This is a genomic window from Ktedonobacter sp. SOSP1-52 (assembly GCF_016587395.1).
On sequence record NZ_BNJH01000001.1, the window covers coordinates 120,678 to 141,701 of the forward strand.

Here is a 21,024-nt window from a genome sequence, read left to right on the forward strand (position 1 = left end):
TTTAACTCTTCCCAGAGTTGCTCTTTCCACTGCTGGATCGCCGCTTCGCGCTGGGTCGCCTTTTGGATGGTTTTTGTCGACTCCACTTGATGGCGCGAAGGAGACGACTACAATGGGCCGGATGATAGCTGGCCCCAAACTGTTGCTGGATCATCTGAGCCACTCGCTTCGTGGTCCAAACCTGTCCAAGAAACCCGAACGCTTCGGCTCCTTGCGAGAGCAAGACGGGCAATTGCGCACGCTGCTCCTGGCTCAGCTTGGGCGTGGCACCGGGAGGGGGCTGATGCCGCAAGACATTCTTTCCCTGCTCCCTGGCTTTCTTCAGCCATTGGCTTACGGCTCCCTCGGTGACTCCAAGTGCCGCCGCGATACCTTTCTGTTTCCATCCCTGTTCTTGCAGTTCCCAGGCGCGCATCCGTCGTCCTTCGCGCCAATCTTTGGGAGGGGTCGATTTCTTGCTCATACCTCCTTTGATTGGCTCTTCGTTTGTTTGCTTTACGTCTCTCTGCTGAGATCAATAAAAGAAGGACGGAGTACTTACCGTCTGTGGCATCCACTACAATCGGAGTGTGAATGCGACAAAAAACATTATGGCAACTAGGCTTGCTGTCCTCGCCTGTGGAGCATCTGTAAGACCTGCTGCGGTGCATACGGCTCAAGAACGCTGCACGCCACGTCCGGAAAAAACCACATCAGGCAAGACTCAGCGAAGCAGGAAACCCTCGAAGCGACTCGAGGAATCTCCCGATTGGAGTGACACTCCGCCGACGGTTGCGCGAACCGTGCGGCTTCTTCTTGCACTCCTACGTAGTCGGTGTTGTGAAGAGATGTAGCGTGGCTATGACTCGTTCAACCCCGTAGTGGGTGAGGAATACGCTCAAGCTCTGGTCTACACACCAGATATCTTGAAGGGCGGTGCCTGCCCGTTCACGCGCTCATGCCTTGCTTTGCCGTTGTGTAGCCCTGCGAAGCGTTCGACAGCTTGGAGAGGGTGAACACCTTTCTCTTTCAAGAACTGCTGTGACCAGCAGTGGAAGGCCTTTCTTCTGAACATGTCACTTCCCTCTAAGTGCTGTTTCAGTCAATTGGCAGGCAGCCAAGAAGAGCCATCGCTCTGATTGAGTGCTGACCTCTCCCATTTGAACTATCTTACCATAGGGCAGATATCCTAGCAGATCTCCCCAAATCATCAAGTCCTTGTATTCTAAGGAAATCTGCTCCTCTGGTTATGAGTCTATTCGCCAGAAGCCCCATGAGTGAATGCCTGATTCTTACCCACATCTTTTTAGAGGATCTTCAGAAGCCAATCGCTATGAATGTGTTTGCAAAGTCTTTCATTTTACTTACGATTCTATCTTTTTATGCTTTATTAATTGCCAAAATGTATCATATTTGTTAAAGTTTATTGTACAGATAACAATACCAGGATAAGCATATAACTAAAGCCGTATATTGATCAGCATCTATTTCAACCTGTAGTGATAAATATACAGGGTAACTTGTCGTCGTAACATGCACAAGTTTTTATTTTAAGGGATTCAGGGTAAAAAAATGCCACTCGATGGATTGCAGATACATAATTACCGCTTGCTTCGACTGGTGGGAAACGGAGGCATGGGCGAGATCTATCTCGCTGACGACATGCGCCTCGCGCGCCAGGTCGCGGTAAAGATCGTTCGCACCAATGAGGCGGAGGATGAGAGCGGAGAGGCAAGCAGTAAGGCATTGCGCATCTTTCAGCGCGAGGCGCGCATGATCTCGATGCTGGATCATCCCCATATTTTGCCCCTCTTCGACTATGGGGTGATCATGTTGAATGCTGCCCAACTCACGTATCTCGTGATGCCGTATCATGCTGCGGGCTCGCTTGACATATGGCTGCGCAAGCTGCACCATGCGAAGCTGCCTCCTCTGATGGTAGAGCCGTTCGTGCGCCAGGCGGCGGACGCACTTCAATACGCTCACGACCATCAGGTCGTTCACCAGGACGTAAAGTCATCGAACTTTCTGGTCAGTAATAGTTCTATCCAGCCCGACGTGCCCCATCTCCTGCTCTCGGACTTTGGGCTGGCTCGCCTGCGCCTGGGCTCCTCCAATTCAAGCAAACACGCCCGCGGCACGCCAAATTACATGGCCCCCGAACAGTGGCGTGGAGAGGCTGTGCCCGCCAGCGACCAGTATTCCCTGGCAATCATGAGCTACAAGTTGCTCACAGGGCACTATCCCTTTCAAGGCGATGCCGTTACCATCCTCTATCAGCATATCCAGACCGCGCCACCCGATGCCAGTCAGCTTGATCCGCAGATCTCTCCTGAGTTAAGCGCTGTCATCCAGCGAGGCCTGGCGAAGAAGCCCGAGGAGCGTTATCCCACCATAGTCGCCTTCGCGCAGGCCTTTCACCAGGCCCTCCACGGCGCATCAGCCTCCGCCGAACCAGTGCTCGAGCACTCGATATCAGAGTGCAGTGTCGAATTGCCCAGCCAACTCTCCCTAGCTGAGTCTCGCCCTGTCTCACGGAGCGTCTCATCCAATAGTGCAAGCAGTCTCAGCACTCCTTCGAGCGGCTATGGGACGCCATCATCACCCATCACAGGAGTAGATTGGCCAGATCCCTCACTCCGTACGAGCGAGCCTGCTGATTCTACGGAAGAATCGCCAGTACCCTTGCCACAGAGAGGCGAGTATCAACTGAAACAGGCATCTAGCGAGCTGAAACAATCGAAGCAGATCTCTACATTCACCCCTATCAATAAAAAAGGAGGCGAGCAAGAGTCCTCTCTATCCATGCGGAGCACGGCCAGCAGCAATGACAGAGAGCGCAAGAAGAGGCACGGGAGATTGCTCCTGAGCGCAGCTATGCTTCTTATCATTCTCGGACTCCTAGGAACACTTGCAATGAACACAATCCTCAATAGCTATGCCTCAACGTTTATGCCCGCCGTTTCTCTGCAGTCCCAAACACCCATTTCCCCTTTAACAACTCAAACACTTGTCAAATCCTCAACAACTCAAACTCCTTCCACCTCTCCAGCAGATCAGACTCCTGGCACTCCTCCAACAACCCAAACTCCTGGCGCAACAGGCAGCCCGGCCATTGGCAAGACGCCCGGAAGTACTCAGGCGAGTCCCCCATCCCCCGGGGCCTCAGGAGCGCCTCCCCCAGCCCCTACAGCCGGACCCACTGGCATATCGACCAGACCAGTGCCGATTCCACCCGGGAGCGTGGCATCGACGACAACCAATCCATTGCAGGTGCAAGGAGTCGATATCACTTTCGATCCCCCTACCATCTCGGCCTCCTGTGGAGGTATCGCCACCGTAACCTCTATAGCGACAATCACAGTCAGCGACAACAGCCCTGGCGGCGTGGTTACCGCCAAATACTCATCCGATAACGGAGCAAGCTATAACACAACGACACTCACCTTTATCGCGGGTGAGACCAGCAAAAGCTTTCGCTTTAGTCGTCAGCTGACCATTTTGCTCAACCTGCTCAACCTCGTACAGCTCGACATTGAGCATACCAGCATCGTCACCACGACTAGTCCCAATGTCGTCACCAAAAGCGCCGCACCATCCGAGACGTGCCATCTGTGACGACTCCCCACGGCTCAAGCCGGGGGCTTCTCAGGAGGCTTGCGCTTCCTGAAGGCTCCGTCCGAGCCAAAGAGCTTTTATGTTGAGAGCGGCGTTGTGGTCGCGGTCCAACTCAGTGCCACATTCGCACGAATGCCACCGTTCTGAGAGCTTTTTTTTGACCACGACGCCACAACCTGAGCACACCTGGCTGGTGTATTTGGGGTCAACCTTCACCACCTCTACCGTACCAGCGTTCGCAGCTTTGTACTCGCAGAAGGCGATGAAGGTTGACCAGCCAGCATCAAGTATACTTTTATTCAAGCCAGATTTGGCACTGGCTCCATTCGAGAGATATTGCCCTGTCTGCTCATCTTGTTTCGGTTTTGCACGCTTTGAGAGGTTGGCAGGCGCGATCTCTTCAAAGACAATCGTTTCGTAGGTATTGACCAGGCGGCGCGACCACTGATGCAGGTAATCATTGCGTTGATTGCGCACCTTCCTGTGCAGCTTGGCAATCCTCTGTACAGCCTTCTTGCGCCGTTGAGAACCACGTTTCTTTCTCGAGAGAGCTTGTCCAGCCTTGGCAAGACGTTTCTCAGCACGTCGGTAGTGTTTGGGATTCTCGATCACATCGCCAGTCGAGAGGGTTGCCAGCTTTGAGACGCCCAGATCAATCCCCACCGCTTCATCGGTGTAGGGCGTGCGTAGCACCTGACCTACTTCACAGGAGAAGCAGGCATACCAGCAGCCGCCCTCTCGCCTGATCGTACACGTCTTGATCGTGCCGAGCACCTTGCAATGCAGCTTGATTTTGCTATGCCCAATCTTGGAAAGCTCCAGACGCCCGTTCTTGATCGAGAAGCCAGCTTGTGGGTAGCAAAAGCTATCATAGCGGGTGCGGCTCTGGAATCTGGGGTATCCTGGCTTCTTTCCAGCTTTGACCCGCTTAAAGAAGTCTTTGAAGGCCTTCTCTACTCGCCTGAGCACATCTTGCAAGACCTGAGAGTGAATCTCCTTGTACTCCTCTCGAAGCTCTTTGATCTCAGGCAGTTGCATGGCCTGCTGGTTATAGTTCGTCCCCTTGCCAGTGTACGTGTAGCTCTCCCGGCGTTCTTGCAGCGCGGCATTGTAGAGTTCACAACATCTGGCAAGGGTCCATTCCAGCTTCTCAGTTTGCTTTTTTGTCGGATACAGGCGAAGCTTATACGTCTTCTTGAGCATCATAGTGTTTCACCTGCTCTTTCTTGAGAGCTTCACGCACTAACCGATCAAGCACTTCGACCATGCTTTTCTTTTGCAGAGCCGCAAGAAGTCTCAAGCTGTCGTGTGTTTTGACCCACATCTTGATCGTCGTTTGTTCTTCTCTCTGCCTCTTCATAGTTGTAATTATACAACATTGTGAGCACAAATACAAGTGTAGCGTTCTCCCCTACCACCCTATCCACCCACAAAAGGAACGACCCTCATATCCCTATGGCTAAAGTCCTGTCTTTTCTACACATTTAACGAGGCAAAGAAGAGACCGTACCAGATGCGGATTGACAAGTCTGAGATTTCAGGCCGTATTTGTCAACTCTTCTTCCCCGGAAAGCTTCTTCAGCCATGCGGCGAATTCGCCTTGTAAAATGTGTAGAAAAGACAGGGCTTTAGCCAAGGGTTTTACGGGCCGGTTTGATAACGGAGGATCCTCCAGATGTCCCCGCGGACGGTCGAGTTATTGCGATAGTGGCGCCAGCGCCCCCGGACACCTTTCCCTCGCCCGGTGGTTTTGAGGGCTTTCAACGATTCCATCGAGAGCAGCGAGCAGCCATGGATCTGACATAACAGCAGCAAGACGTTACTTGCCAGATGCGCCAGCGCTCGATTGCGCCGCTCATATTTGCCCCAACAGCGCTCGATCTCGCGGCGATAGAGTTCGAGGCGCTCCTGGTACCAGGCGCGTTTGGGATGGGCTTCTGGCAAGGCATCTCGTTCCTGCTCAAAGGCCGCGACCTTCTTCTTGAGTTCATCAATCTGGCGCCGCGTGCGGGCTTGTTTGCCATCAAGGCCGCCAGTGTCCAGGAAGAATGGCCTGCCGACCTGCTCACTGTGTTCATTGATGGCAGTCGCCGTCAACAGGGTATGCACACCCCAGTCCACGCCTAAGACGCATTCAACCTGTTCCCAGGTGGGCAAGGCTGTTTTTTCGACCTCGATGATGAAGTCGAGCACGGCAAAGCGCTCACCATCGGCTCGGCGCTCTTCGCGCAACGTGGGAGCCATGAGCTTCCCGTCGGAAAGACGCTCTTTGAGGCAAGCAGGTAACGCAATGAGGGTCTCCTCTTTGCGCCAGCGCCACACCCCCATCTCGTCAGGGGAGCGGAAGCGAAACCGAGCCACCCCTGCATCTGCGTCAAGAGCCAGCCGATAGGCCTGGCCTTTTGTGCCACCATCGTCTCCTGCATAGGTCAGCAGACCAACGTGTAACAAGGGGATGGGTTGCAATTCTTCATAGGAAGTGGGGAAACGATCATGCTGCAAGAAAAAATTGCAGGCTTGCTCGACCACATTTTGTAGGGTGACAAAGCTGGTTTCATCCTCATCGAGGCTCTGCTGCAAGGCCGTAATGGCTTCTTTGATGGCTGGACGGTTTTTGCCTGCTGGGCGCCTCTCCGTTTTGGGGCGAATGAAGCCATCGGAGAGAATGGGGGCGACGAGGGTAAAGACTTTTTTGCGCTCGGCCTGCGCCCGCAGCAAGCGCCCGACGACCTCGCTCTCGCAGCGCCATTGACGATCACCATGCGGCAATGGGCTTGCGATGGACTTGCCAACCTGCTTCCAGGCAGGCCCTTCACGCTCATCCGCAAACGCGTCGAGGCAGGGCCAGAGGATCATCAGTGCCGCATTGACGACGGCCTTACTTGCGTCAAGGAGGCGAAGCGCATCTGCCTGGGCTTCGTCAGGCAACCGCACATCATAGGTCAGGGACTGGTGGGTACGGTTGGTACGCATCGTTCCTCCTCCTCTTACGAACATTTGTCCTCATAACGAGAAGTATAACAGGAAAAGCATGTGCTTGCAACTGTTTGGGCTTCTTTGACAGGGCTTTCCAATTCTCACAAAGGAGGTGAAAAAGAAGAGTTTTCCTTGTAGAATACAAAACCAAATCACATCTCAAGGAAAACTCTGCATGGACTATACCACATTCATGCTCGCAAAACGAGCCGAACACGACCCAGAAACGCTTCCCGTCAATTCGTTGTACCAGAGCTTGCGAGCCCTCTCAGATACGAGACGAAAACAAGGAAAACGATACGAATTGGCCTTGGTTCTTTCTCTGCTTGTGCTTGCCAAACTAGCAGGGCAAAAGACCCTGAGTGCAGCAACCGAGTGGGTTCGTCATCATCGAGTGCCTTTAGCACAGCGCTTTGGGCTCTCCCGCCAGCAGATGCCATGCCAGATGACCTATTGCAATGTCCTTGCCAGAGTAGACAGCAAGCATCTCGATGAGCTTCTTTCTGCCTTTTTCACCCGTTGGGAAGCCCAGGCCCGGTGTGGAGAGGAACCCAGTCGCCTGCTGACGCCAGGCATCCAAGCCAAACATGCTCAGGTCGCTGTTGATGGCAAAGCCCTGCGGGCCACAAGCAAAGAGGCTCACCCGGTTCATCAACTCAGTTGCTATGAGGTGCAGACTGGCACCGTGCTTTGGCATTGCAATGTGCAAGACAAGGAAAATGAGATCAGTGCCCTCAAGCCCTTATTTGCACCTTCATGGGTGCGTGGGCGCATTCTCACCCTTGATGCTATGCATACTCAACGGCAACTGTGCGCGCAGGTCCTTCGTTTGAGTGGAGACTACATCTTGATTGCCAAGGACAATCAGCCAACGCTGCGAGAGGATATTGTTGCCTTCTTTGAGGATCCTTCTCCTGATCGACGGCGCTGGAAGCAGGCAGAAACCTGGAACAAAGGGCATGGGCGCTTGGAACATCGCCAAATTCTTTGTAGCCCTGATCTTAACGACTGGTTTAGCAAAGATTGGGAGGGCATCGAGCAAGTCTTTCGGCTGGAAAGAACCACGCGCATTCTCAAGTCGGGAAAGATCCGTCACGAGGTGGTCTATGGGTTGAGCAGTCTCTCGATATACCAAGCGCCTCCCACATGCATGCTTGAACTTATCAGAGCCCATTGGGCCGTTGAAAATTGCCTCCATCATCGACGTGATGTGACCTTAGGCGAAGATGGTTGTCAAACGCGTACAGGAGTGGTTCCCAGTCTGCTGGCCCAGCTCAATAGCACCGTCTTGAGTCTCATGGATCGCGTGGGGGTCCGCAATGTCGCTCGCCAGATGCGCTACTTTGATGCCCATATTGATCAAGCTCTTGATCTCGTTCTTACTGGACAATGTGTGGTTTATTAGAATTGGAAAGCCCTGGCTTCTTTGAAGCTGTTATAGGTAGTTGCAGAACGACATGCTAATTATAGCGTTTTGACAACTGTCTAAAACCCTCCTTCAGTCCTTTGGGGTAAGGGCACACTCTGTTTTTCGGCTCTCTCGCAACGATGCCCTTACCAGGAATGTGGACACATTGTCTATACGAAATTCATAGGTCTGACACAACTCCTCATGCTCGTTTTCTAAGGTAATCGTTGCGAAACCTGGGAAGAGCGAAACCAACGCATCCATCAGAGCATCTGATCCGCGTCCTCCAGGCGCCAGGAGTTTTCTGGTTGCTCACGTTCCCTCTTTAGCAAGATGTCTCAGAGACAAGTGCCGTACATGCACTCAATTCTTGCTCCTGAAAGCTGTTTTTTATGGCAAGAGGTGCGTTGCTCTCTGCCACAAGACACGAGAGATCCTTGAGCGTCTGAAGGATCATGAGCGGCTTCCCCCAGTGTGTATACTCCGTCTCCATGTACTCCACCAGATGACAGAGTTCAGCGCTCGCTTGAGGATGGACCAACCGAATCTGCGACAGGAGTTCTCCATGGGCACGCTCAGGAGCGATGCCATCCTGTGGGAAGAGAGGAAGCAAAAGTGAAGCAAGTTCATGAGCGGCACCGTACGAAATCGCCACGTCAGGTGAAGACAAACGCTCCAGGAGGGAAAATGGGTACGCGTGTGGGAAGGGAAGGATGGCGAGCGCACGCATGCGCTCTGCCAGCGTCCCATGCCACTGCAGCGCATCGAGCAGGCACGTGCCAAAGCATCCGAGGGCGACCACGTGTAGGTCATCCAGGCAAAGGGTGGTCTCGCATATGATCGCCAGGTCCTCAGCCCAGGAGAGGATGCTGTAGGCAGATGGTCCCGCTGGTTTGGAAGAAAAGCCGTGTCCAAGGAGATCCGGCGCCACCACGTAGTAGTGGCGAGACAAAGACGCCATATAGGGTGTGAACACCACACTACTTTGCCACTCGCCGTGAAGCAAGAGCAACGGTGGGTTCTCAGGGATGCCCGCGAACCGGCACCATATCCGCCGCCTCGTTGGAGGCAAAGGAACACGTGGATCAGAGGGACGTGGCATGGATAGTGGCATGGTGAAAGATCCTCCATTTTACCAAAATTTTGTAATTTATCTGAACATACTGTTGTACTATGGACCTGACTACAAATGCCCGGCCATTGTTACAAGATGCAACCCCTGATAGCTTCCGGCGCACCGGCATCATCGCTGTCGCCAGTGCAAATCCAGGAAAGTTTCAGCCAATGTCGCCAGGTACGGGACTAAGTGTACCTTACACAGAGGAAACAAGGGAAGATGAAAACCACCCAATACTGCGCGAAGTTCTTCCCAATTCTGAGCGAAGTACTATGTATATATGAAAATCCTACACCGGCATGCCCATTCAGATGTCTGATTGCTTTCCGCTTTGTGCCCCTCCGGGAGGTGGTGCAGCACATACCCATACCCCTTGACTACAGCCAACCCTCCTCGATACAGGAATCAATGTCCCCCGCATTGCCAATCACATCCTTCCTCCCAAAAGGGGAACAGATACCTTCACACTCATGCGAGACCGTATTCAGCATGCACAGCATGTACAACAACAACGCACTGGCACCTTGAACGCGTTCATTCCACCGAAGCAGATACGCCAATGGTGTTCACTTGACGACGACAGCCAACACCTTTTGACGCAAGCCCAAGCCACCCTTGGGTTCACCAAAGATGCAACATTACGATCTCTCACGGTCGCACGTACCATCGCTGATCTCGCGGGTTCTGAAGATATCACTCCTGCCCACCTTGCGGAGGCATTCCACTATAGACGGGGTCTACACCTATGAGCCCGGAAACGACACTGTTCCCATCACACCCATGCCCAGTGCAGTGCTCACCATCCCGCTCCGTTTATTGAACTCCTCTGGCAGCCTGAGTGAGAAACTCACGCGTTTCAGCGATGAATCGATCACGAAAAGCCGGATCACTTACTTGCTTGGAAGCGTGCATTGGCTTGCCATTTTCGTCATAGTACACACCAGTTGCATGAGACTCTTCGGTCAGAATCTTCGTAAGAACACGTGCAGCGATCTTCGGGGTGCTCCAGTATTGAACGAAAGGAGCCAGGGGTGACATGACGTACTTCGCGATAAATTGAAGAGCAGGATGAGCATCGCGACCGAGGTTACTACCGGGATTGAAGCCGGGCTCAACAGCGTTGAAGCGTAGGCGCGGGAACTCACAAGCGAACGCAAAGACCGTCGCCAGATTCCCCTGCTTCGACGTTGCATAGGCGTCGTATCCAGCATGAGTTGAACCACCGGGCTGCCATTCGCCACGGGCGCTTGCTTCAGCCGAGATGTAGCGTCCGCCTCGAAAACCGGCAGCAACCGCAGGTTTTCGTTCAGGGTCTTCAACGCCCGAGCAGGTGAACACGACATGTGTGCCGTCAGCCAGATGAGGAACCAGCGATTCCGTAAAAACGAACGGACCAAAATGATTGGTTGTAAACACAAGATCCCAGCCGCGTTCGTTTTTAGCATCACGAGTCAGCATGATACCGGCATTGTTGAGGACGCCAGCGATTGGAAGATGAAGTGCAGTGATTGCTGCGGCAGCATGCTGCGCACTCTCAATGTCGGAAAAATCGGCGATGACCGATACCGCGTTCCCGCCAAGCCGTGCCTTGATTTCATTTTCAACCTCACGAAGCTTCTTTGGGTCTCGGCCGACCAGGATGACCGTGCCGTGTTCGGCGAGTTTGAGTGCCGTACGGTGGCCAATGCCCGATGTTGGTCCAGTGATCACCCAGGCTTTTTGCCGAGTATTGATGGTGGTTGTACGTGTCATAGTGTTTCCTCTTTCATGAGTTAAAGTTGCGGTTTTTAGGATGAGCAGATCCTGCCAGTGCTCGCCAGACAGCTTCACCGGAGAGCGCCGCGACGGCAACCGCATCTGCTCCGGCGTCGATGGTGAGATCGCCAAGGGCGACCTCGGTCTTCCCTCCTCCGGGGAGGGTCACCTCGGCGACGGCGTTGGCTCGGCTCACGTTCCAATCATGCACCACGACCGCAACACCCTCCGCAGCGAGCAGCTTCACGATCGCCTCGCCTATCCCGGAATTCGATCCGGTCACCAGTGCCCTCTGCTCAGCCAATCGTAAATCCATTGTGTCATCCCTTGCCTTTCGCTTGACTTGTTGCAGGCACTCCACCCATGTCTCTATGGTATACTGATGGAGATCCTAGAACAAGATGAGCAGAAATCATAGGAATGAGACTCCTATGTTTCACCCGGGAATCGTCCCTAACCGCCTTGAGCAAAGGAAAAGGAGGCGCTTTTGGTGCTCAAGCCTCAACAACAAGACCATCGTCTGCATGAACTGGGAGATTTTCTGCGGACGCGCAGGGCAAGGCTGACGCCTGAAGAGGTGGGACTGCCGAAAGGTACCAGGCGCAAAACGCCTGGACTCAGACGAGCGGAAGTGGCCCAGCTGGTGGGTGTCAGCGTGGATTGGTACACCTGGTTAGAGCAGGGACGTTCTATTACGCCTTCCACGCAGGTCTTAGAGCGCCTGGTGCAGGCGTTGCGCCTGGATGCCAATGAAAGAACCCATCTCTTCCTCTTAGCCCAGCAACAGGCGCCTCCGGCGCTTGTGCTGGAAACCGAGATCGTGAGTCCAGCGTTGCAACATTTCCTTGATCAGTTTGGCACTCGCCCGGCCTTTGTATCAGGAAGACGATGGGATGTCCTGGCCTGGAACGATGCCGGATGCGCAGTCTTTGGCGATTACCGCCGGATGACTACCCTCCGCGAACGCAATACGATCTGGGGCATCTTCACCAATCCCGTGTCTCGGCAATTCGTCGTCAATTGGGAAGAAGATGCACGACAGCTCTTAGCGCAATTTCGGAGTAGTTGTGGTCGGTATCCTGGAGATGCCCAATTGATGGAGTTGATCCACGATCTCCAGCTCCACAGCCCTGAATTTCGCGCCTGGTGGCCTGATCATGAAGTACGGAGTGGACAAGAAGGGCGGAAAACGCTCAACCATCCCCAGGTGGGGTATCTCCTATTTGAACGGCTCACCTTTCAGGTCTTCGACACGCCAGATCTCAAAGTCACCGTGTATACCCCGTTGGAGGAAGCAGACACGCCTCGCAAAGTGGATCTACTGCTGGAGCAGTGGTATCAACAAGAGGGGCAGGGGTCTCATTCTCCTCAAGCGGTCCACCATCTTCCACAGACACAGCGATCAGGACAAGACACGGTTGGATTGTGGCTCGCAGCATGCGGTCAAAGAGTGGAAGGGGCATGGGTAGCAAACAGCGACGTCATGACCTCCTATGCACAGTGGTGTGAGGCACACGGATACGAACCAAAGAAGGCGAAAGGCTTATCTCAATCGTTAGCTGCACATAGTCTGGAAGTCGGTGTTCGACAATGGGTCTCCACAGGTCTTGGGAGGCGCACAAAAACACGAGGAGTTCGAGGTCTCCGTGTGCAAGATGGCTCCCAGACATCGAGTGCAAATGGGAACAGATCGTTATGAATATCCTCATCTGTCCCCACTTGCAGGTCATCTTCTCAAGCGAGTTTCCAGATATGTCTCTTCCTTCGGAGGGAGAAGAGGTATTTCTGGAAACTTCTCTCTTTTTTCTTGACACTTTGTCGGAGTTTCTGGCCCCATCTGTCCCCAAGTTGCTGAAGAAAGAGCCAGCTCTCAGATAACTGATATTGTAGTAACTGATGCTTATGGAATCTTGGATATTCAGCGAAAGCTACCCAGGATTGGTTTCCTGAAGACGATTGGCAATTATGTTTGCCTCTTCCTGGTTCAAGCATTTGAAGAGGTCTAGTGAAGGAGGGGCGGTTCTTTTGCATTTCGCCGGTTTCCCCTTATTGTTCAGCTATGAAATCTCGTTGCGCATCCCGTGGGTATATACACTCAATCAATTCGCTCTCGAACCTTTCCAGAAGTTAGACTCCAGCACCTACCATTTCACGTGCGACAACAGCGACGCAAGCATACCATTCGAGCCAGGCAAGGATCTGCTCTTGCTTCTCCAGATGCCAGACCCTCTCGGGATTGGCACGCTCAATAATTTCGATCACCCGTCGTCGACTACATGGCGCCAGGCGCACACCAATGCTGTAGCGATCAGTATCAATCCGTCTATGTAGCGCACTCACCCATTGCTGCAAGGGGCGTGGCAGATCGGTCAGGAGGGCTTGCTCTTCTTCCACAGGAAGCCGCTGAGACTCGGCCCAGGCCAGATAGGTCTGGATCTCATACATTACCTCGGCATCATCAAGATCATAGGGGGTGGTAATGATGTCATTGACCGCGGCCTGGCGATGCCGCTCGTACTCCTGAGGGGTCAAGAATGCACCATCACGATCCACAAAGAGATAGCCGTAGCGCTCCAGACCCTGTGCGCCACCTGCCGCCCAGAACTCCTGCAACCATTCAGCGTCAATAATCACCTCATGAGGAAGAGGGCGTTCGCCCCCACCTGGGGTGGTGCACCCGCTACGCGCTGTACCTTCCAGCGCCCACTCCAGGTGGTTATAGCTCAATCCACCATTCAACATCCACTGTGCCCAGGCCACCATTTCGGCGGGAGGCTCTTCCTGCCCATCCACATACTCACGGTATTTCTTGATCACCCATCCTCCTCCCAAGCGAGCCGCACGACGTCCAGGATCAGGGAACCAGGTGCGCACCAGAGCATCCACCGCCGCCACATGCAGCCACTCTGGGTGCTCACGCAGACGCTTGAGGTAGACGCCGACCTTCTCACTCGTCTCACTGAAGCGCTCCGAGTAATCCAGAGCCAGTGCTTCCAGCATCTCATGGGTCGCCGACTCATACACACGCTTCATCGCAACCACCTGATCTCGAAGTGAGCGAAAAGGACCATCACTCTCTTCATTGGTGGTCACAAGAGAGACATCCACGTGCGCTGGAGAAGCCGGAGTGGGAGAAGGTTCATCAATGACCTCTCTATGGGCACAGTCAACCGATGGTCGACCTTGCGGCTCTCCGGTACGCATTAAACCGTCGACCTGTTTTTTTGTAAGGCCCTGTTCTCTCACTTCATATTCACTTTTATCATCTATTTCTTTTTTTGGTAATTGATGATTAGTGAGAGACGTGAATTCAACGCGCGCATGCGCGCGTGTACGCGTATGGGCCTCCTGGGTCTGCGTTTGTGCACCGCCCAAGTCGACGGTTTCTTGCACCACAGGTCGACGGTCTTCCACAGAAGTCGACGGTTTCTCAGCATATCTCCCCTGCTCCACACACATCAATGCTGCAGGTTGAAGTCGACGGTTTTCCTCTGGAGTTCCCCTATCGCGTTCAGGTCGAGGATCTTCTTCCACAATCCTAGACCTTCTTTGAAACCGTCGACTCTGGCGTCTCATCAACGTTCGATCATGATGCATCACATCACCTGATGGTTTCGACTGCGTTCCGGAGAACGAAGGAGCAGGATCCCGCTCCTCAGACGGTTGTGGTGAGACCGTCTGCGTTGAGTGGGCCAGTTCCTCCCAGACAATGGTGGCTATCGATGCTCTCACGGCAGGGGTGAGACGCATTCCATAGGACTGCATCATCGCCGTCAGGCGCCCAACCGTACGTCCTGCCTGCTCTTCTACGCCAGATGGCTGACTATGCTTTTCCATCGTCTGGGAAGCATGATCATGTGGTCCTTGTCCCTGCTGTGGAGGTGGAACCAGACTCAGATATCCCGGGCGGGTTTTCATGTCGCTTGCCTCCTTTCCATCGTGATCGCTCTCGACGCTGGTAGTCTGCGCCTTCAAATACGCTGAAATCCGTTGCAGCGCACGCGAGCGTTTGACGCTTTTACGTCGATGCGTGAGCTGCTGCACCTGTTCAACAGAGACAGGCAAACAGGGCATCGACGTCAGGGGAAAATAATAGGTGGTTCCCATCCCTTTGGGCTGTTTCACTTTGTAGAGAAGGCCTGCCGCTTGTAACACCGACAGGTATTTTGTGGTGCTGTCATAGCACCAGGGCCAGACGTGTGAAGGTAAGCTACAAAACGCGCGAAGGTTCTGGATCGTGAGCACCGCAACTGGTTGGGGAGGTTCATGAGGGACAAGAAGGATCTGCTCGATACTCGCCACCCGAAGCCACTGGTCCAGAAACGCCCGCCCCTTGAGACAGCGCCGGTCCTGTGACCCAAACAACTGTTGCACCTGCTCCTGTAATACAAGGGGAACCAGATGCAGCATACTTCGAGCCACCGGCTGCGCTTCACGCCCTTGCATCCCATTTGGAGGAGCGTGGCACACATCTTTAGGGGCAGGTGAGGGGAGCAGGAGACTTTCTTTATTAATCATGTTGTTCTGTCTACCTTTCATCAGTATGAAGCTATGTGACCCTCACGTGTGTTGGTTGGTCGTGGAGAAGAGTAGGGGTAGGGAGGCACAATGTGAGAGCCACACAACCTGCTCTTAGTGTACTGAAAAGCCTGTCAAAAAGGGAAGAGCAAAACCACCCAATAGTGGGCGAAGTACTTCGCGATTTTGGGCGAAGTTGGACGCTTGCAGAGAAACATCGCCTGCGTTCCCCTTCGTGTGGATCCTATGAATCCTTCTTCGATCCGCTCCACAAGCCAATCAAGCTCCATGGGATGGGAGGATCTTGACGAAGAGAGCGGTCTCCTCTTCTTTGGCGTCACTTTTGACGGCCTTCTCCTCGGAAATACCCCATTGACCCGAGATGCTTTTTTGGGTACAAACAGAGTGGAAGTGTGCTATTCATCCATAGGGGATGAATGGTCCTGGCAATGTCCAGGGGAGCCTTTCTACCTCACTATCGAGGGGAAGGGAAGCGGCGCCGTCTGCGCCAGAGTCGCACTGTTCTCTCTTCTCTCGTCCATGAGAGAGAGCCGTTCGGCTCTGGTGGCGCTACGAATGTGAAGCAGCGTCTGAGTCTCTCCGTTGCTTCGCGTTTGCAGACACCCCGCATGGAGGTGTCGAGTCTCTCCGCCTGCATGCGTTCCGCGTTACCCATCCACCGGTTTCCTTTGTATTTAGCGCAGAAAGGAGGTCTTTTTCAGACACAAGAGTACCTATGACTCTTCACCTCTTCCCCCTGGTGGAAAGAGGTGTGGTGCCTTTCTGTGCCTTGTTTGCCCATCTCGAAAGGAGTCACCACCATGAGTCAAGGATCACTCTGTCCCTGCGGGACCCACTGCCGCGCCACTAAGGCCCTTCGCGACCTCATCGACACTCAGAACCAACTCTGCCTTCTGGCACGCGAAGAGTCGGTCATTTTAAGCATTCTGGAAAACCTTCACAATGTGGTGAGCGCCTCGCAACACCGCTTTAGCGCGTGGTTGGGTGCAATTGCTGCCTGTGAGACCGCTCAGGCCAATCTCGCCATTGCCCAGAGCTTCTCCCGCGCGCGTACCACCACCCCTCGCTGGGCCGTGGAAGCCGAGCAGCGTCTGTTTCACCAATGGGTGAAGCAGCAACAGCAGCACTGGGATCAACGGCTCGTGCAGATCCAACGGGGCATGGCCAATTATCGTGCCTACCTCCAAAAATGCGCGCCCCAGTTCGTGCTGACCCTGCAGTGTCTGGCATTATGTCTTCCTCTTCTCGATGAGCTTTTGCGCCATCAAGAAGAACGGATTGAGCAGCATCACCTGGCATCCATTTCCGCGCACGAGATCTTCTTGCAATTTGAGCAGCGCTGGACCTACGAGCGAGACCGCCTCGATTATGAGATCGCTCAGGTTCCCCACGCCTATCAAGCAGGTCGAAATCAAGCACACAAACAATGGAGCTTACACGTTCTCACCGGGATTGGTCGTCCTGTGAGTCCCACCCAGACGAACATGAACTACCAGTCAATGGTGTATACCCGACAGTTGGAGTTGTACGCAGAGCAATGCAAGCTGTTTCTTACCACTAAAGTCGAACAGTTTCGCCTCTCCATTCAAAAGATGGAAGGTGAATACAAGGCGATGGTGCTTGCCGCCCAACAAGAGCGCTGGCACATGCTGCACGCGCAATTGTCTGTCGAGGTGGCTGATCCCGACCAACTCTCAGCGCTCCAAACCCTCATTCTTTCCTACTTCCTTTAATCCTGTTTCCCTTCGCCAAACGCAGTCCCACTGCCTTCTCCCTCGCGAGAAGGGCGGACTGCGTTTTTTTGTTGTTTGTTCCCTTGCGAACAAAGGAGTCTCACTTCATGACACATCATGCTCGCGCTTCCTGGTCCTTTCCTGGTATCCCCCACACTGGATATTCTCCCGATTGCGCCGCAGCGACCAGAAGCCTGAATCTTGTTCTCCGAGCACATGGCCCGCTCTTGCTGCCCCGGATCAGCCCGTTCCCCATCTCCCGCGTCTGGTGGACGGTGCTTGGTCCCCTGGCAAGTCTCGAGGTCCCTCCCGGACACCCTGCCGCCAGGCAAAAGCAGCTCTCGCCTCGCGAATGGCAGAGCTTGCTGCTGGTTACCGGTGTGGTAATACACGCGTCGGGCCATCTATCCTACGCGGCACTTTAAGGCATTTTTGGACAAAGACCAGGCATTTTCGCCTGCCTGAGTTTCATCGAGTGAAGAAGAGAGAACAATGCACATACCACAAAAAACGCCCGGCGTACTACGAATACGCCGGGCGTTCCTTTTTTTCCTCTCTTCTCACGCGGAAAAGAAAGGATTCTCAACATGTTTAGCATAGCATCCCTCGATGATGTTTTCAATGCTGTTCCGCCCCACTATGACGATGGTCGCGTGCAGCAACAGGTGCTTCTCTCCAGGGAGTTCTCCCAACTCTTTCCAGAGACCATCTATGGCGGAAGGCAAGTCCTCTGGTGGTGCCCTCGCTGCGCTACGCCCTGGTGGCAGGCCGACCACCGCCTCTTCGTGCTTCGGCTTTCTTCTGAGCAAGCGGCCTACATTGGACACCAGTTACACGCGCCGATGCGCCAGGACGGCACCTTTCACGAGTTACCCATGCGCGTCTGCCCGGACTGCCTGAGAGCCGTCTGTGTCATTGATACCTATCCTGGTCGGTTAGGGACACAGATCCTCTGGCATGCCCTCCCCAATTCGACAAGCACCTCTTCAGAGCCTCTCCCCACCAACCTGGGTCTCGTCACTACGGCTGACAGGTGCACTTCTGCACGAGACACGCTTCCTCAGGCCTTTCTGTTTGCCATGGCTGAGCAAACGCCACGTGAGAACGCGTTGTCGCTCGCACAAATAGGGGATGCCATGTTGACCTGGCAGACGGACCTGCCTGGGGAACTCGACGCGGTCGCCTGGCAACTGCGCTGGATCGAACGGACCCTTCCTCCTCCAAGGGCCGATGAATGTGAGCCACTTGGCACTGCTCACCTGGCGCGCCTTGCCTACCTGGTCGAGCCTGCGCCAGGGATGTGCTGGCAGGGGTTTCTCTGGCAACCACCCGAGACGCTGAGCAGCGCCCTTTTTACGCGCCAGCCCCTGGTCTTGCTCCACGCAGTACTTCTGCCACAGGCAGAGCCAACCTCCATCTTTCATCTCTATTCCCTCTGGCAACGCCTCTTGCCCAGGGTCTTTGAAGCGGCCCAATGGGAAGAGCCTCGCTCATGACCGAGACTTCTTGCCAGGGCTCTTCGCCCACTCCTATAGCCCGTTCGCCTCCCCTACTGTCCCTTTCTCACTCTCCATCTTCTTCCTCTTCGTCCTTCACTCTCACCAGAAGCGCGCACATACGCGTCACGCAGCATTGTAGGCGTGTTGCTCCTGGTGGGAGCGTGTTTTTTGGAAAGGAGTCCCTATGACGGATTTGCTTCTTCCCAATTGGTATCGTGCGGTTCAGGTCCCCAGTCGGAGCGCGCAACAAGCGCTCTTCGCTTCGCTTGAAACGATTGTCGCAACCATCGACCTGACATTGACCGTTAACACTTATATGACGGGTGGCAACTACTACATCATCGTCTTTTGCTTAGGCGCCATCGCCCCTCCCGAGCAGGAACAAAAGCGCCTCGAAGCCCCTCTCACGCATTACAGGCCCTTTCTGACACTTGAAGAGACATATCTGGACGCGCTTGTTCGCGCACGTCTGAGCAAAGAGCATGAAATCGCCCGAGACACCCAATTTGGCAGAACCCGTGTTTCCCATCAGTATCGCCCGGTCGCCTTTCATGAGACGCCCGATGTCGCCCTCTCTCAGGAGGAGAGAGACCGACGCAATCAGGCCTGGATTGCCACCATTGAGACCATCCTCGCGGAGGGAAAACCTTTCGTCGAGGTCTTCAAAATGATGTTCGCCGGGGAACGGATCATGTCAGGCGTTCCCCCGGTCCAGGCTGACCCCTTTTACGTCAGCATCTTCTGCCAGATGCTGGACCATGCGCACCTCTGGCTCTGGACCGCCTCTGCCAGGCAGATGTACCAGGACCTCCTCCAAACCCTTGAGGAGTTCTGGGTATGTAAGGGGTGGACCACACCTGATGACCAGCTGGCTCACTATAACACGCTGGTCACCGACCTCTTCAAGACAGATCAACGGTACTGGATCGAGTTTGAGGAGCCACAACCTGATCCCCTTGGTCGCGTGCGAGCCGTGTTTCTCTACCCGCGCTACCCGGCACGAGAGCTGAACAGGCTCATTGACCCGAGCACGCATCTGGACGCCTGGCTTCAGGCGCACCAGATCCTTGGGCAAGAAGCCGCGCGCTGGAACATTGATATCATCGGCGAGAATGCGTCGGTGCTCTTGCGCCTGTCCTACGACACACAGTACGCGTGTTGGGTCTTGCCACACGACCAGCACATGAGCCAGGTCTTTCCCTGGACACGCTGGCTTGCCCTCGCGACCGGGATGCTCCACAAACGCTATGCGCGCACCCTCAGGCGCCGTCATTTCCTGAACGTGTTGTCTCCTACCAGACTAAAGCATCTGTCCCGCGTAAACGAGGAAAAGGGAAGCCTAAAGAGAAGTGGGTCACGCATTCGCGCACCTACACCACCGTCACCTACGACCTCTCAGAGGCGGCTTCTCGTCCTACGATGAACGAAGCCCCAGAATCCACAAGTACGAATAAACGCCAGAAACTGGCTGGCGCAGGCCCAACCAGAAGATCTGCTCTATGAGCAGCGGATCATCGACACCTTTACCCGCAACTACCCAACACGAAAAGATGGCACCCGGCGAGAGGGAGAGGTCACCGTCAAACATCCCGATCCCAAGTGGGTTCCGCTGCTTCGTCCCGCGCTGCGCAAACGGCAAGTGATCAAAAAAGCGGTTGCCAGTGCCTACGAAGAGAACACGGTACCGCCAGAACAGGATACACCACCTACGAATCCACCAATGCTGTTTGAGCCCATCACAAAAGAAAGAAGGGAACCATCATGCTAGTCATACGACGTAAGAAAGGGGAGCGCGTTATCCTCTCTGGGAACATTCTCATTGAAGTCCTTGAGGTGGATGAAGGACGAGCCAAACTCGGGATCACCGCTCCCCCCGAGATCACTATCGTGCGTGAGGAATTATTGCAACGGAAAACACCCCTCTCGAAGCCTCCTGTCACACAACCAGAGTGAGGCCCTTGTTCCCTTTTCAATGAAAAGTCGCTTTTTGAGAAAGTGAGGAGAAAACATGTAACCACAACCTCTACTCGCCCGTATTACAGGAGAACAAGTGTTCTCATTCATGAGAGCAGCAGTGCATAAGAAGGCAGGGCAAGGGTGGATGTTGAGTCGCTCCATCCTTCCTGCTCTGCTGGCACTGCACGTGCAACAGATTGAGCCTGGCTCTCTGTCCGCACCTCACGAGAAGACAACACGTATCCTGTGTCGACTGATGCATGGTTCCCATCTTCTCTGGGAGGCAAGCGCCAGCACAACACAGGGCACAAAAGAGAGCACGGAGCCCCTCTTCACCGTCTTCTCCCTGCTCTGCAGAGGCAATCCTCTGTAGGCAGACGGCTTCGCAATTACTGAACGCAACGACAGGTCTTGTAAAACCACATCATTTTACACAAAGAAGAA

Annotated in this window: 17 protein-coding genes; 10 read left to right on the top strand and 7 right to left on the bottom strand. The window is 54.2% G+C overall.

What is annotated here, in order from left to right; all coding sequences use genetic code 11:
* Position 1 precedes the first annotated feature (1 nt).
* A complete protein-coding gene (locus JMJ16_RS00585; protein ID WP_201377592.1) occupies positions 2 to 463 on the bottom strand; it encodes a winged helix-turn-helix domain-containing protein in 462 nt (153 codons plus the stop codon).
* A gap of 1,088 nt (positions 464 to 1,551) precedes the next feature.
* Here JMJ16_RS00585 and JMJ16_RS00590 point away from each other — a divergent pair.
* Positions 1,552 to 3,597: a serine/threonine-protein kinase gene (locus JMJ16_RS00590; protein WP_201377595.1), complete on the top strand. Its 2,046-nt coding sequence runs from the start codon at positions 1,552 to 1,554 to the stop codon at positions 3,595 to 3,597.
* Between the two features lie 30 nt (positions 3,598 to 3,627).
* Here JMJ16_RS00590 and JMJ16_RS00595 read toward each other — a convergent pair whose 3' ends face one another.
* Both JMJ16_RS00595 and JMJ16_RS00600 read right to left on the bottom strand, forming a co-directional pair.
* A complete protein-coding gene (locus JMJ16_RS00595) occupies positions 3,628 to 4,803 on the bottom strand; it encodes a transposase (protein ID WP_236601092.1) in 1,176 nt (391 codons plus the stop codon).
* Positions 4,804 to 5,238: 435 nt separating this feature from the next.
* On the bottom strand, positions 5,239 to 6,570 hold the full coding sequence (locus JMJ16_RS00600) for a hypothetical protein (protein WP_201377598.1): 1,332 nt from the start codon (positions 6,568 to 6,570) through the stop codon (positions 5,239 to 5,241).
* A 178-nt stretch (positions 6,571 to 6,748) separates the two neighbouring features.
* Between JMJ16_RS00600 and JMJ16_RS00605 the strand changes: the two genes are divergently transcribed.
* Positions 6,749 to 7,978 carry an ISAs1 family transposase gene (locus tag JMJ16_RS00605; protein ID WP_201377602.1) on the top strand — a complete coding sequence of 410 codons (1,230 nt, stop codon included), beginning with the start codon at positions 6,749 to 6,751 and terminating at the stop codon, positions 7,976 to 7,978.
* 328 nt (positions 7,979 to 8,306) lie between these two features.
* Here the strand turns inward: JMJ16_RS00605 and JMJ16_RS00610 are convergent, their stop codons facing one another.
* Positions 8,307 to 9,095, bottom strand: a complete 789-nt coding sequence (locus tag JMJ16_RS00610) for an alpha/beta fold hydrolase (RefSeq protein ID WP_201377605.1) — start codon at positions 9,093 to 9,095, stop codon at positions 8,307 to 8,309.
* Positions 9,096 to 9,568: 473 nt separating this feature from the next.
* Between JMJ16_RS00610 and JMJ16_RS56585 the strand changes: the two genes are divergently transcribed.
* The gene (locus JMJ16_RS56585) at positions 9,569 to 9,847 is read left to right on the top strand and encodes a hypothetical protein (RefSeq protein ID WP_201377608.1); all 279 of its coding nucleotides are present in this window, start codon (positions 9,569 to 9,571) and stop codon (positions 9,845 to 9,847) included.
* Positions 9,848 to 9,911: 64 nt separating this feature from the next.
* Here the strand turns inward: JMJ16_RS56585 and JMJ16_RS00620 are convergent, their stop codons facing one another.
* Together JMJ16_RS00620 and JMJ16_RS00625 are read right to left on the bottom strand one after the other, a co-directional pair.
* The gene (locus JMJ16_RS00620) at positions 9,912 to 10,850 is read right to left on the bottom strand and encodes an SDR family NAD(P)-dependent oxidoreductase (RefSeq protein WP_201377609.1); all 939 of its coding nucleotides are present in this window, start codon (positions 10,848 to 10,850) and stop codon (positions 9,912 to 9,914) included.
* Positions 10,851 to 10,863: 13 nt separating this feature from the next.
* Entirely contained in the window at positions 10,864 to 11,169 is a 306-nt protein-coding gene (locus JMJ16_RS00625) for an SDR family NAD(P)-dependent oxidoreductase (protein ID WP_201377610.1), read from the bottom strand.
* A gap of 174 nt (positions 11,170 to 11,343) precedes the next feature.
* Between JMJ16_RS00625 and JMJ16_RS00630 the strand changes: the two genes are divergently transcribed.
* Positions 11,344 to 12,552 (top strand): helix-turn-helix domain-containing protein, encoded by a 1,209-nt coding sequence (locus JMJ16_RS00630; RefSeq protein ID WP_236601523.1) that lies wholly within the window; start codon positions 11,344 to 11,346, stop codon positions 12,550 to 12,552.
* 428 nt (positions 12,553 to 12,980) lie between these two features.
* Here the strand turns inward: JMJ16_RS00630 and JMJ16_RS00635 are convergent, their stop codons facing one another.
* On the bottom strand, positions 12,981 to 15,371 hold the full coding sequence (locus JMJ16_RS00635; protein WP_236601093.1) for a hypothetical protein: 2,391 nt from the start codon (positions 15,369 to 15,371) through the stop codon (positions 12,981 to 12,983).
* 821 nt (positions 15,372 to 16,192) lie between these two features.
* Between JMJ16_RS00635 and JMJ16_RS00640 the strand changes: the two genes are divergently transcribed.
* From JMJ16_RS00640 to JMJ16_RS00665, 6 genes are all read left to right on the top strand, one after another.
* Positions 16,193 to 17,125: a hypothetical protein gene (locus JMJ16_RS00640; RefSeq protein ID WP_201377614.1), complete on the top strand. Its 933-nt coding sequence runs from the start codon at positions 16,193 to 16,195 to the stop codon at positions 17,123 to 17,125.
* Positions 17,126 to 17,232: 107 nt separating this feature from the next.
* Positions 17,233 to 17,550, top strand: a complete 318-nt coding sequence (locus JMJ16_RS00645; RefSeq protein ID WP_201377616.1) for a hypothetical protein — start codon at positions 17,233 to 17,235, stop codon at positions 17,548 to 17,550.
* Between the two features lie 162 nt (positions 17,551 to 17,712).
* Positions 17,713 to 18,621 carry a hypothetical protein gene (locus JMJ16_RS00650; protein WP_201377618.1) on the top strand — a complete coding sequence of 303 codons (909 nt, stop codon included), beginning with the start codon at positions 17,713 to 17,715 and terminating at the stop codon, positions 18,619 to 18,621.
* Between the two features lie 187 nt (positions 18,622 to 18,808).
* Positions 18,809 to 20,047, top strand: coding sequence for a hypothetical protein (locus JMJ16_RS00655; protein WP_236601094.1), 1,239 nt, complete (start codon positions 18,809 to 18,811; stop codon positions 20,045 to 20,047).
* Between the two features lie 338 nt (positions 20,048 to 20,385).
* Positions 20,386 to 20,577: a carbon storage regulator gene (locus tag JMJ16_RS00660; protein ID WP_201377620.1), complete on the top strand. Its 192-nt coding sequence runs from the start codon at positions 20,386 to 20,388 to the stop codon at positions 20,575 to 20,577.
* Positions 20,578 to 20,686: 109 nt separating this feature from the next.
* Positions 20,687 to 20,953, top strand: a complete 267-nt coding sequence (locus JMJ16_RS00665; RefSeq protein WP_236601095.1) for a hypothetical protein — start codon at positions 20,687 to 20,689, stop codon at positions 20,951 to 20,953.
* The last annotated feature ends 71 nt before the right edge of the window (positions 20,954 to 21,024 follow it).